Origin of the sequence: Rhodococcus sp. SGAir0479, assembly GCF_005484805.1 — a bacterium.
Lineage (GTDB): Bacteria > Actinomycetota > Actinomycetes > Mycobacteriales > Mycobacteriaceae > Prescottella.
This window is the reverse complement of record NZ_CP039432.1, coordinates 1,863,775-1,875,843: the sequence shown is the minus strand read 5'-3', so window position 1 is coordinate 1,875,843 and position 12,069 is coordinate 1,863,775. Positions and strand designations below refer to the sequence as shown.

Below are 12,069 nucleotides of genomic sequence, written 5' to 3'. Positions count from 1 at the left end.
CCCCAGGTGGGCGGCGGATCGAGGGATCGCGGGAAACATGCATCCGGGTCCAAACCGTGACGAGCGTCACTGGCAGGGGGTGACGTGCGTCACTTCGAGACCGGCGCGAAGCACTCGCGTGACGTCATCGAGTCATGGGGCGCGAACCGGACGCCGGTGGGCCAACCGCGCGAACGGGCCGGTCACAAGGCGGCGACGCGACGCGCGATGTCGACGACCCCGAGGGGCACCACGCCGATCCCGCGGGCATCCGTGAGCCGAGCGTCGTCGACACCGGACGTGGCGTCCGTGGCGACGACGGCGCGGTAGTCGCGAGAGGACGCGTCGAACAGGGTGGCGCGCGGGCAGTTCGGGAAGTTGCAGCCCGCGACCACCACGGTGTCGATGCCGGCCCGGCGGAGCCGTGCGTCGAGGGCGGTGCGGTGGAATGCGCTCCACCGCGGCTTCCACATCGCCGTCTCGAGGGGGCCCAGGGGCTGCTCGGCGCCGGTGAGGAGGAGTTCGTGGTCGAGCGGCGGCGCACCGCCGGGCAGTAGAGCGTCGACGATCAGGGATCCCGCCGACCCGGGGCGAACGACGGCATCGCCTCGCGAGATCGCCCCTCGGCGAACGAGATCCACGTCGTCGCCGGCGTAGAGGCGGACGACGTGCACGATCGGTCGCCGGGCTCGCCGGAAGGCGACCGCCAGCGAGGCGAGCGCCGGCACCACGCCGGTGGTGCCGGCGACGGGCAGCGGGCCGTCGTCGGTGAAGTCGTTCTGCATGTCGACCACCAGGAGCGCGGACGACTCCCAGTGGGGTCGGACGAACTCGTCGAGGTGGGCCGGATCGTCCGTCATGGTCCGAATCCAATCAGACCGCGCGGCGTCCGAGACGCGAAACGCGGCCCGCCGCGAAGGCGAGCCGCGTCTCGTCGGCGCGGTGGGCGGTCAGGCCGACACGATCACCGAGGAGCCGTGGCCGAACAGGCCCTGGTTGGCAGTGATGCCCACGCGGGCACCCTCGACCTGACGGCCCTCGGCCTGCCCGCGGAGCTGCCACGTGAGTTCGCAGACCTGGGCCAGCGCCTGCGCGGGGACCGCCTCGCCGAAGCAGGCCAGGCCGCCGGACGGGTTGACCGGGATCCGGCCGCCGATCGACGTGTCACCGGCGCGCAGCAACTGCTCGGCCTCACCGCGCTTGCACAGTCCGAGGTCCTCGATCCAGTCCAACTCGACGGACGTGGCGAGGTCGTACACCTCCGCGACGTCGACGTCCTCCGGGGCGATACCGGCCTCCTCGTAGGCCGCGTAGCCGATCGACTCCTTGAACGTGCGTTCCGGCGCGGGTACCGCCGACGCGGACTCGGTCGAGAAGTTCGGCATGTCCATGATCGTCTGCGGGAACGTCGGCGTGACGGTCGAGATCGCCTTGATGCGAACGGGATCGACGATGCCCTTCTTGCGGGCGTACTCCATCGACGTCAGGATGATCGCAGCTCCGCCGTCGGAGGTGGCGCAGATGTCGAGCAGGTGCAGCGGGTCCGCCACCATCGGAGAGGCCAGCACGTCCGCCGCGGCGACCTCCTTGCGGTACCGCGCGTACGGGTTGTTCAGGCCGTGCTTGGCGTTCTTGACCTTGACCGCTGCGAAGTCCTCGGGGGTGGCCCCGTAGAGGTCGATGCGGCGACGGGCGTTGAGCGCGAAGTACGCGGGGTTGGTCATGCCCATCAGGCGGAAGCGCAGCCAGTCCGGATCGTCCCAACGCTCGCCGGCGTTGGGCGCCAGGAAGCCCTTGGGGGTGGTGTCCGCGCCGACGACGAGCGCGACGTCGGACAGGCCGGCGAGGATGCGGGCGCGGGCGGTGTCGAGGGCCTGGGCGCCGGTGGCGCAGGCCGCGTACGACGTCGCGACGCGCGCCCCGTTCCAGCCGAGCGCCTGCGCGAAGGTCGCGCCGGCGACGTATCCGCCGTAGCCGTTGCGGACGGTCTCGCCGCCGACGATCAGGTCGACGTCGGTCCAGTCGACGCCCGAATCGGCCAGCGCGGCACGCGCGGCGGCGACGCCGTACTTGACGAACGAGTGTCCCCACTTGCCCCACGCGTGCATGCCGACACCGAGGACGGCCACATCGTTGTTGGTGCTCATGCCTGTGCCCCGTTCTGTGCTGCCGCCACCGGCTTCCAGCGCCAGATGCTGCGATCTCCGGTTTCGTCGGTGTAGAGGGTCTCGACGACGAGTTCGACGTCGTCGCCGACCTTCAGATCGGCGACGCCGAAACCGTCGGCGACCTGCCCGAGCACGACCAGACCCTCGGGGAGTTCCACCGCCGCGAGCGCGAACGGCACGTACGGGTCGGTGTTCGAGATGTACGGGGCGGGCGGCTTGTACTGCGCGTCCGTGTAGGACCACACCTTGCCGTGACGGGAGAGCTCGACGTCGTCGAACTCCTCGCCGGAGCAGGCCGGGTTCTTGCAGAAGGTGGTCTCCCTCGGGAACGAGATGTTCCCGCAGGACCGGCACTCGGTACCGATCAGGGCCGGCTGCGGCCCGGTGGTGAACCAGCCCTCGACGGCCGGTGTGGCGGTGTCGCTCATGCAAACCTCATCTGCTTGTCGAGCCTGATCGGCCGCTCGCCGCGGCGACCGACATCGGAACGGGTTGCAGTATGGCATGAGTTAACTGATTCCCCACCCGTGATCCCATCCACCGGACGACGCGAATCGGGCAGGAGGGTTTTCTCCGGGCGCCGGTCCACGGGGCCCGCCCAGTGGGAGTCCCCGCGCCCCGGGTCGCGCCCGCCAATACGAACATTCGACCGAATCGGGCACGCCCGGGTCGTCCGGTGTCGGCGTCGATCGGTTGTTTGGGCAACACGCCGGGATTCTGCGGTTGATCTACGGCACTGTCGGGCGACCGACCGTTATCGTGATCGCGCGAGTCGTCGGAGGTGCACTGTGCTCAGAGTGACTGTCAGACCCGAGGATCGGATGATCCGTCTGCGCGATGGTCGGTCGATGGGGTTTGCCGACTACGGTCCCGCGGACGGCTTCGTCGTCATCAATGCGCACGGTGGACTGTCGTGCCGCCTCGACATCCGGGCGGCCGCCCCGGTGGCCGAGGCCGCCGGCATCCGACTCATCTCACCCGACCGTCCCGGCATCGGACTGTCGGATCCCAGCCCGGGCCGCACGGTGCTCGACTGGGCGGCCGACGTCGAGGAATTGGTGGACCGGCTCGGGATCGAGCGGATGAGCGTGCTCGGCTGGTCGATGGGCGGCCAGTACGCTGCCGCCCTCGGCTACGCGCTGGCCGCCCGGATCCGGCGGGTCGCTATCGTCGCCGGCGCCCTACCGCTCACCGAGGACGGTGTGATCTCGCGGCTCGCAGGTTTCGACCGCTGGCACACCTACATGTCGCTGCACTGTCCTGCTCTGGCGACGGGGTGGTTCCGCGCGATGTCGGTGGTCGCCCGCTCGATGCCCGGACAGTTCGCCCGGTTGTCCGCCCGGGCGCTCGCCCCGTTGGACGCGGAGGTGGTGCGCAACGATCCGCGCGACTTCGCGGCGTTGACGGGGGAGGGTCTACGCCTTCCCGCCGGTGTCGTCGAGGAGTACCGCGCCTGGGCCCGGCCGTGGGGGTTCGCGCCGGAGGACCTCGAGGTCCCGGTCGACGTGTGGTGGGGCGACGGCGACCGGCTCGTACCGAAGGAGTGGCCCTCTCAGCTCGCCACTCGGATCCCGAAATCCACGCTGAACATCGGTACCGGCGGGCACTTCATGGCGCATCTGCACTACCGCGCGATCTTCGATTCGCTCGCCGAGTGCGCGTAGCCGCGTCGAATTTCACCATCCTTTTCACTCGCTTCGCCCTGGGCGCCGACTGAAACGTGTGGCACTCTGGAAGTTGCTCCTTTTGGTAGGGGAGACGGAAGGCCCCGGGGTCCTCGATCTCGGGGCCTTCTCGTGTCCCGGGGTGCCCCGGAGGACGGGCCTACGGCACCTTCACATCGACGATGGTGACCCCGGGTTCGGAGTGCGTCGACACCGCGAGCCCGAGATGTCGCGCCGTGCGTTCGAAGCCCCGTCTGCTGCCCAGCGACCGCCCGAACAGTTGCGTGATCCCGCGACTGCGGGCGGCCGTGCACGCGGACGAGAGCAGGGCCGCACCGACGCCCCGGTGCTGCCAGGCATCCTCGACCAGCAACGAGGCCTCCGCCAGCCCCGGTTCGTGGACCGTGGCGATCAGCTGGCCGTACCCGACCAGCGCGGAATCCTTCTCGGCGACGAACGCGCATCCGTGTGCGGGCGCGAGCAGCGCTGCTGCCCATCGGGGCGGTAACGCGTGCAGACCGGTGTGGTACCGGTCGTAGAGGGTCTCGGCCGAGCACCGTCGGTGCAGGTCGGCGAGGGCGCCGGTGTGGGTGCCGGCGGCCGGGCGCACGACGACGCCGTCATCGGTCGTGTGAGTCGGTTTCGACTGCGAGTTCGATTGGGGCGCAGAAGGTTCGCATGGATCGGTCATGAGCAACACCATTCGTCGGGGTGGACCGCACGCTCAACGCTAGCGAGCGGGCGGTCTCCCGTCGCCGGTCGGCGCCGGTGGCGCTCACCACATCTTCGCGGTGCTGTGACCGGCCGCCGATCTCACTGGTTCCGGGGCGGCGGCGCGACCTCGACACCACCGGATTCGTGTTCCGGACCGGCGATCGGGCTCTCGGCCGGAACCCGGGCCCGGAACCGGGCGGCCTCGCTTCCCGAGGCGTCGGGACGGCGCTCGTCGTTGCTGCGGTACGGCCCCGGCTTGGGGCGGGGGTGTCCACCCGGGAAGGCCAGCCGCGCGATCGTGCGGTGCACCATCCACCACTGCTGTCCGAACGGGCCGGTGTTGTAGGGCAGCTGGTACCGCTCGCAGATGTCCTTCACCTTGGGGGCGATCTCGGAGTACCTGGTGCTGGGCATGTCCGGGAACAGGTGGTGCTCCACCTGGTACCCGAGGTTTCCGCTGACGACGTGGAACAGAGGGCTGCCCTCGATGTTCGCGGCGCCGACGAGCTGCCGCACGTACCAGCCGCCCCGGCTCTCGTTCTTCGTCTCGGCCTCGCTGAAGGTGTAGGCCTGGTCGGGGAAGTGCCCGCAGAAGATGATGGCGTGCGCCCACACGTTTCGGATCAGGTTGGCAGTCGCGTCGGCCGCCGCCGTGGCGAGGTAGGTTCTCTCGATTCCGGCGAGGGTGCGGTCGGCGACGTCGGCGATTCGGGTCCATCGGCCGCCGCCCGCCTTCCGGAGTCGGTTGCCGATCCGCGACGTCCGGGGCTGCGGCAGGCGACCACCGGCCGCCAGTTGGGCGAGACCGAACGCGCCGGCGCTGATCAGCGGCCAGCCGAGGTAGTCCTTGACGATCTGGGCGCGCGCCTTGCCGGAGATGCCCCGCAGGTCGCGCCGGACCTCGGACCACGATTTCTCACCCGTCCGCACGGCCTCGATGTCCATGTCGTGGACGGCGACACCCCACTCGAACAGCGCCATGAGCAGAACGTTGTAGAACGGCTGGGCCAGATAGACCGGATGCCACTTCTGCTTCGGATCGATCCGCATGATCTCGTACCCGAGATCCTTGTCCTTGCCGCGGATGTTGGTGAAGGTGTGGTGGATGTAGTTGTGCGAGTGTTTCCACGCCTCCGCCGTGGAGGCGGTGTCCCAGTCCCAGGTCGACGAGTGGATGTCCGCGTCGTTCATCCAGTCCCACTGGCCGTGCATCACGTTGTGGCCGATCTCCATGTTCTCGAGGATCTTCGCCATCCCCAGGCACGCGGTGCCGAGTACCCAGGTCGTTCGGCGGGACGATCCCAGGAGCAGCACCCGTCCGGCCACGGCCAACTGGCGCTGCGCGGAGATCACCGCCTTGATGTACCGGCGGTCCCGTTCGCCGAGGTCGGCGTAGACCTCGTCGTGGATCGCATCGAACTCGCGCTCGAGCTTCCCGAGGTCGGTCTCGGTCAGATGGGCGAGGGGACTGTTCGCGTCGACGGTGCTCGCGGTCGGGGTCATCTGCGGCCTCCTGTCCTTCGGTTCCGGTGGTCGGGGACGGTGGGTCAGAGTTCGATCTCGAGGTCGCCCTCCGCGGTGTTGACGCACGTGCGGATGACCTTGCCGGTCACGTCTGCGACGTCGCCGGTGCGCAGGTCGCGGATCGTGCCGGAGCGGGCCGTGCCGGCGCAGGTGTGGCAGATGCCGATGCGACAGCCGAACGGGAGGGTGAGCCCCTCCTTCTCGCCGGCCACCAGGATCGGCGTGCCGCCGTCGCAGTCCACCGTCACCTTGCTGCGCAGGAAGCGGACACTGCCACCGGTGCCCTCGCCGACCCCGCCGCCGATGATCGGCTGGAAACGCTCGAGGTGCATGCGGGTCGGGTCGCCGTGTTCGGTCCAGTGCTCGACGAGGCCGTCGAGCATCTCGCCGGGGCCGGAACAGAAGGCCTCCCGCTCGCGCCAGTCGGGGCACAGCCGGTCCAGGTCGTCCGGGGTGATCCGGCCCTGGTGCTCGGTGAGGCGCAGTTCCAGTCGCATGCCGTCGTGCCGGCGGTCCAGCTCGCGCAGTGCCGCACCGAACATGAGTTGTCGCTCGGTCCGGGCGGAATGGATCACGACGACGTCGTCGAGTGCTCGCCGGTGGTGGAGGCTGCGCAGCATGCTGATGATCGGTGTGACACCACTGCCGGCGCTGATGAACAGCATCGAGGCCGGCAGCGGATCGGGCAGCGTGAAGACTCCCTCCACCTCGCCGAGCCGCACCACCTCGCCCGGGCGGATGCGTTGCACGAGATAGGGGGACACCACGCCCTTGTCGACCTTCTTGGGGGTGACGCTGACCAGCCCGTCCTCGTCGTCCGGGTCGGACGTCAGCGAATACGCCCGCCAGTGGTAGCGGCCGTCGATCAGCACGCCGAGCCGCACGTACTGGCCCGGTGCGTGTCCCTGCCACGCGAAGCCGGGGCGGATCATCACTGTGGCGGCGTCGGAGCCCTCGGGTTCGATCCGCTCGACCCGGCCGCGCAGTTCCCGGGTGGTCCACAACGGGTTGATCAGCTCGAGGTAGTCGTCGGGCAGCAGTGGCGTGAACAGGTGCCGGACCGCGCGCAGCGCGGCTCTCCACGGTGCCGGCACCGGTGGAGTAGCTCCGCGCTCTGCCATGGAGCCAACTGTAGAACGCTCGCGGTTCGAAAGCGCGGGAACTGCATGAACGGCTGTCGGCACGCGAATCCACCGCAGCCCGCGAGTGCCGCACGGCCGGAGCGGGATCCCGAAAGACGCTCGGCCCCTTCGGTGGCCGGTTCGGTGCCGGTCTCGGTATCGCCGGTCCTGGTCTGTCGTGGTGCCCTCGGTGAGACTCGAACTCACACTGCACGGGTTTTGAATCCGTTTCCTCTGCCAATTGGGATACGAGGGCGTGCGGGTTACCACTCTAGAAGATCACGGAGCACAGTCAAACCACCGGTACCCTCGTAGCGTTCGTGCCCGGATCGACGGGCGCCGACCCGAGGAGATAGGTGACGATGGACGCTACCCCCGCGCAGGGCACGCAACGACAGCCGCGCCGCGTGGTGGTGGCCGAGGACGAGGCGCTCATCCGGCTCGACCTGGTGGAGATGCTCCGCGAGGAGGGCTACGACGTGGTCGGCGAGGCCGGTGACGGCCAGCGGGCCGTCGAGTTGGCCGAGGAGTTGCGCCCCGATCTCGTGATCATGGACGTCAAGATGCCGCGCCGGGACGGCATCGACGCCGCGTCCGAGATCGCGGCGAAAAGAATTGCGCCCGTGGTGATCCTGACTGCGTTCAGTCAGCGTGAGCTGGTCGAGCGGGCTCGGGACGCCGGCGCGATGGCGTATCTGGTCAAGCCGTTCTCCAAGGCCGACCTGGTACCGGCCGTCGAGCTCGCGGCCAGCCGGTTCACCGAAGTCGCGCTCCTCGAGCGGGAGGTCGCCAACCTGTCGGATCGGCTCGAGACCCGGAAGGTGATCGAGCGCGCCAAGGGTGTGCTCATGCAGTCGCAGGGGCTCAGTGAGCCGGAGGCGTTCAAGTGGATCCAGCGCGCGGCGATGGATCGCCGCACGACGATGAAGGCCGTCGCCGAGGTGGTCCTCGACACGCTCGGCGGTGGCGGCCCCGCCTGAGTGACGGCGTCGGCGGTGGCGCCGGCGCCGGGCGCACGGGGAGGAACGACGTGCCTGTCGGCGCGGCTCCCTAGACTGGTCCACCGTGAGCCCCGCAACCACATCCTCGTCCACCGCCTCCGCATCCGCCGCCGCGCCCGGTTCCGACCGGCCGACGCTGCTGCTTCTCGACGGACACTCCCTGGCCTACCGCGCGTTCTTCGCGCTGCCGGCGGAGAACTTCAAGACGCAGAGCGGGCAGACCACCAACGCGGTGTACGGGTTCACGTCGATGCTCATCAACCTGCTGCGTGACGAGCAGCCCACGCACGTCGCGGCCGCGTTCGACGTGTCCCGCCAGACGTTCCGGGCCGAGGCGTTCCCGGAGTACAAGGCCAATCGCAGCAAGACGCCGGACGAGTTCAAGGGCCAGGTCGAGATCACCAAGGACGTGCTCGGCGCGATGGGCATCCCGGTGATGGCCATCGAGGGCTACGAGGCCGACGACATCATCGCGACCCTCACGACGCAGGCCACCGCGCTGGGCTACCGGGTGCTCGTAGTCACCGGCGACCGGGACTCGCTGCAGTTGGTCACCGACGACGTCACCGTGCTGTACCCGCGCAAGGGCGTCTCCGACCTGACGCGGTTCACGCCCGAGGCGGTGGAGGACAAGTACGGCCTCACCCCGCAGCAGTACCCGGACTACGCGGCCCTGCGCGGCGACCCCAGCGACAACCTGCCCGGCATCCCCGGCGTCGGAGAGAAGACCGCGGCCAAGTGGATTCGGGAGTACGGCTCCCTCGAGAACCTCGTCAACGACGTCGACAAGGTGCGCGGCAAGGTCGGGGACGCGTTGCGCGCCAACGTCAACAGTGTGCTGCTCAACCGGCACCTCACCGAGATGGTGCGCGACGTCGCGCTGCCGTACACGCCCGACCAGCTGGCGCTGGCGCCGTGGGACCGGGAACGGATCCACGCGCTGTTCGACGATCTCGAGTTCAAGGTGCTGCGCGACCGGCTGTTCTCGACGCTGACGTCGACGGAACCCGAGGCCGAGGAGGGATTCGAGGTCCGCGGGCGCGCGCTCGCGGCCGGTGAGGTGGCGGCGTGGATCGCCGAGCACGCGTCGACGGGGGAGCGGCACGGGTTGTCCGTCGTCGGTGTGGGCGCGCCGTACGGCGGCGACGTGACGGCTGTCGCTATCGCCGCGTCCGACGGCGAGGGCGCCTACATCTCCACCACGGTGGTCACCCCGGAGGACGAGGCCGCGCTCGTCGCGTGGCTCGCCGATCCTGCGCAACCCAAGGCGCTGCACGAGGCCAAGCGGGCGCTGCATGCCCTGTGGGGTCGCGGCTGGACGCTGGCGGGGCTCACCAGTGACACCGCGCTGGCCGCCTACCTCGTGCGGCCGGGACAGCGCACGTTCAACCTCGACGACCTGTCGCTGAGGTACCTCAAGCGAGAGCTGCGCGTGGAAGAGTCCGGGCAGCAACAGCTTTCGTTGCTGGACGACGAGGACGCCGCGGACGCCGAGGCGGCCGAGGGGGAGATCCTGCGGGCCCGGGCCGTCGTCGACCTGGCTGCCGCCCTCGACGCCGAACTCGCCGACATCGAGGGCACCGGTCTGCTCGCGGACATGGAGCTGCCGCTGCTCGGCGTGCTCGCCGAGCTCGAGGCGACGGGCATCGCGGTGGACATCGACCATCTCCACGATTTGCAGTCGACGTTCGCGGCCCGGGTCGCGGAGGCGGCCGACGCCGCGTACGAGGTGATCGGCAAGCAGATCAACCTGGGGTCGCCGAAGCAGCTGCAGGTGGTGTTGTTCGACGAACTCGACATGCCCAAGACCAAGAAGACCAAGACCGGGTACACCACCGACGCCGACGCGTTGCAGTCGTTGTTCGAGAAGACGCAGCACCCGTTCCTCGAGCACCTGCTCGAGCACCGCGACGCGACCCGGCTGAAGGTGACGGTCGACGGCCTGCTCAAGACCGTCGCCGACGACGGCCGGATCCACACCACGTTCAACCAGACCGTCGCGGCCACCGGACGTCTCTCGTCCACCGAGCCCAACCTGCAGAACATTCCGGTCCGCACGGACGCGGGCCGTCAGATCCGCGACGGCTTCGTCGTGGGGGAGAGCTTCGACGCCCTCCTCACCGCCGACTACAGCCAGATCGAGATGCGCATCATGGCGCACCTCTCGCGCGACGAGGGGCTGATCGAGGCGTTCAACACCGGCGAGGACCTGCACAGCTTCGTCGGTTCGCGGGCGTTCGGAGTGCCGATCGACGACGTCACCCCGGAACTGCGGCGCCGTGTAAAGGCGATGTCGTACGGACTCGCGTACGGGCTCAGCGCCTTCGGGCTGGCCGCGCAGCTCAAGATCTCCACCGAGGAGGCGCGCGAGCAGATGGAGGCGTACTTCGCCCGCTTCGGCGGGGTGCGCGACTACCTGCGCGAGGTGGTCGAACAGGCTCGCAAGGTCGGGTACACCGAGACCCTGTTCGGGCGCCGCCGTTACCTGCCGGACCTCAACAGCGACAACCGGCAGCGCCGTGAGGTCGCCGAGCGGGCCGCGCTGAACGCGCCCATCCAGGGCACGGCCGCCGACATCATCAAGGTCGCGATGATCGACGTCCAGCGCGCACTCAAGGACGCCGGGTTGCGCTCGCGGATGCTGCTGCAGGTTCACGACGAATTGGTACTCGAGGTGTGCGCCGCCGAGCGCGAGCAGGTGGAGCAACTGGTGCGCGACAAGATGGCGTCGGCGATCGAGCTTTCGGTGCCGCTCGACGTGTCGGTGGGTACCGGACGCAGCTGGGACGCCGCCGCGCACTGATCGGTGCGCGGGACGGCGTCCCAGCGGGTGCGTCGAGAGGGGGTCGCTCAGTTGCCGGTCTGAGCGGCGATCTCCTGGCGGACGGCATCCATGTCGAGGGCCTTGACCTGCGTGATGAGGTCTTCGAGCGCGGCCGGAGGCAACGCGCCCGCCTGGTTGAAGACCAGCACACCCTCGCGGAACGCCATGATCGTGGGGATCGAGCGGATACCGGCGCCGGCGGCGAACTCCTGCTCGGCCTCGGTGTCCATCTTCCCGTGTACGACGTCGGGGTGCTTCTCCGAGGACGCCTCGAAGGTGGGGGCGAAGGAGCGGCACGGTCCGCACCACGACGCCCAGAAGTCGACGAGGACGATGTCGTTGTCCTCGACGGTTTCCTTGAAGTTCTGCTGGGTGAGGGTCTGGGTAGCCACGAAGGCTCCTTTCCGTGGGGGTGAGGCGGACGCGCGGCCCGTCAGGGATCGGTCGGACATCTGTCCGTCGGCCCGTGCAACGCTTCCGCTGCCCGAATTCTTCCGCACGGCGGCGTCGGAAGCGGTCGCGGCAGGTCCGATCAGGCGCGTCGCGTGATGCGCCACTCCCGCTTGGCGTCGGAATCCCACCGGCGGACTCCGTCGGAGGTCCCCACCACGTCGCGGTTGCCGGCGCGGGTGACGACGACGGCCGTCCCGAGATCGGTTGCCTGGATTCGGCGGGACAGCGTCACGTGCGGCGTCCACTCGCCGGGCACGATGTGCGGCGGGACGCCCTCGCAATCCACGATCAGTTCGTAGACGACGCGTTGCAGCGTCAGTAGTTCGGTGGTCGGCACCACCAGCCGGGCGAGCGTCAGTCGTCGTCCACCGAACACGACCACGCCACCGAGCCGGATCGGGAGCGGGGCGGATGGTAGTTCCCGCACCAGCGCGTGTTCGACCTCCGGCGGAATGTGGCTCGCGACGCCCAGCGTGACGTGGGGTCGATTGGATTCGGCGGTGATGCGGTCCTGACTCGGTAGGCGCGCGGCCGTCAGCCGCCGCCACTCGGCGCGCACCGTCGCGTCGACCTGGCGGTCGAGCAGCAACTCCACGGACTGGACCATCGTCAGCAATGATG

11 protein-coding genes and 1 tRNA gene are annotated in these 12,069 nt (G+C 69.4%); 3 read left to right on the top strand and 9 right to left on the bottom strand.

Annotation, left to right across the window (positions count from 1 at the left end; translation table 11 throughout):
* Nucleotides 1-182: 182 nt before the first annotated feature.
* The 3 genes from E7742_RS08735 to E7742_RS08725 all read right to left on the bottom strand — a co-directional run bounded on the left by E7742_RS08735 (nt 183) and on the right by E7742_RS08725 (nt 2,575).
* Nucleotides 183-839: a cysteine hydrolase family protein gene (locus E7742_RS08735; protein ID WP_137798594.1), complete on the bottom strand. Its 657-nt coding sequence runs from the start codon at nt 837-839 to the stop codon at nt 183-185.
* A gap of 90 nt (nt 840-929) precedes the next feature.
* Complete coding sequence (locus E7742_RS08730) at nt 930-2,126, bottom strand: lipid-transfer protein (protein WP_137798593.1); 1,197 nt, start codon at nt 2,124-2,126, stop codon at nt 930-932.
* Complete coding sequence (locus E7742_RS08725; RefSeq protein WP_137798592.1) at nt 2,123-2,575, bottom strand: Zn-ribbon domain-containing OB-fold protein; 453 nt, start codon at nt 2,573-2,575, stop codon at nt 2,123-2,125. The genes E7742_RS08730 and E7742_RS08725 overlap by 4 nt, the downstream gene beginning before the upstream one ends.
* A gap of 393 nt (nt 2,576-2,968) precedes the next feature.
* On the opposite strand from E7742_RS08725, the gene E7742_RS08720 reads away from it, so the two are divergent.
* The gene (locus tag E7742_RS08720; RefSeq protein ID WP_137801107.1) at nt 2,969-3,811 is read left to right on the top strand and encodes an alpha/beta fold hydrolase; all 843 of its coding nucleotides are present in this window, start codon (nt 2,969-2,971) and stop codon (nt 3,809-3,811) included.
* Between the two features lie 160 nt (nt 3,812-3,971).
* Here the strand turns inward: E7742_RS08720 and E7742_RS08715 are convergent, their stop codons facing one another.
* From E7742_RS08715 to E7742_RS08700, 4 genes are all read right to left on the bottom strand, one after another.
* Nucleotides 3,972-4,421: a GNAT family N-acetyltransferase gene (locus E7742_RS08715; RefSeq protein ID WP_175420441.1), complete on the bottom strand. Its 450-nt coding sequence runs from the start codon at nt 4,419-4,421 to the stop codon at nt 3,972-3,974.
* Between the two features lie 203 nt (nt 4,422-4,624).
* The gene (locus E7742_RS08710) at nt 4,625-6,028 is read right to left on the bottom strand and encodes a fatty acid desaturase family protein (RefSeq protein WP_137798590.1); all 1,404 of its coding nucleotides are present in this window, start codon (nt 6,026-6,028) and stop codon (nt 4,625-4,627) included.
* Nucleotides 6,029-6,072: 44 nt separating this feature from the next.
* Nucleotides 6,073-7,170, bottom strand: coding sequence for a ferredoxin reductase (locus E7742_RS08705; protein ID WP_137798589.1), 1,098 nt, complete (start codon nt 7,168-7,170; stop codon nt 6,073-6,075).
* Between the two features lie 179 nt (nt 7,171-7,349).
* Nucleotides 7,350-7,426, bottom strand: a tRNA-Leu gene (locus tag E7742_RS08700).
* 106 nt (nt 7,427-7,532) lie between these two features.
* On the opposite strand from E7742_RS08700, the gene E7742_RS08695 reads away from it, so the two are divergent.
* Complete coding sequence (locus E7742_RS08695) at nt 7,533-8,150, top strand: ANTAR domain-containing response regulator (RefSeq protein WP_137798588.1); 618 nt, start codon at nt 7,533-7,535, stop codon at nt 8,148-8,150.
* Between the two features lie 85 nt (nt 8,151-8,235).
* Nucleotides 8,236-10,974: a DNA polymerase I gene (gene polA / locus E7742_RS08690; protein ID WP_137798587.1), complete on the top strand. Its 2,739-nt coding sequence runs from the start codon at nt 8,236-8,238 to the stop codon at nt 10,972-10,974.
* Nucleotides 10,975-11,021: 47 nt separating this feature from the next.
* Here the strand turns inward: polA and trxA are convergent, their stop codons facing one another.
* Both trxA and E7742_RS08680 read right to left on the bottom strand, forming a co-directional pair.
* Complete coding sequence (gene trxA / locus E7742_RS08685; protein ID WP_137798586.1) at nt 11,022-11,387, bottom strand: thioredoxin; 366 nt, start codon at nt 11,385-11,387, stop codon at nt 11,022-11,024.
* A gap of 140 nt (nt 11,388-11,527) precedes the next feature.
* Entirely contained in the window at nt 11,528-12,055 is a 528-nt protein-coding gene (locus E7742_RS08680; protein ID WP_137798585.1) for a 2'-5' RNA ligase family protein, read from the bottom strand.
* Between the last annotated feature and the right edge of the window lie 14 nt (nt 12,056-12,069).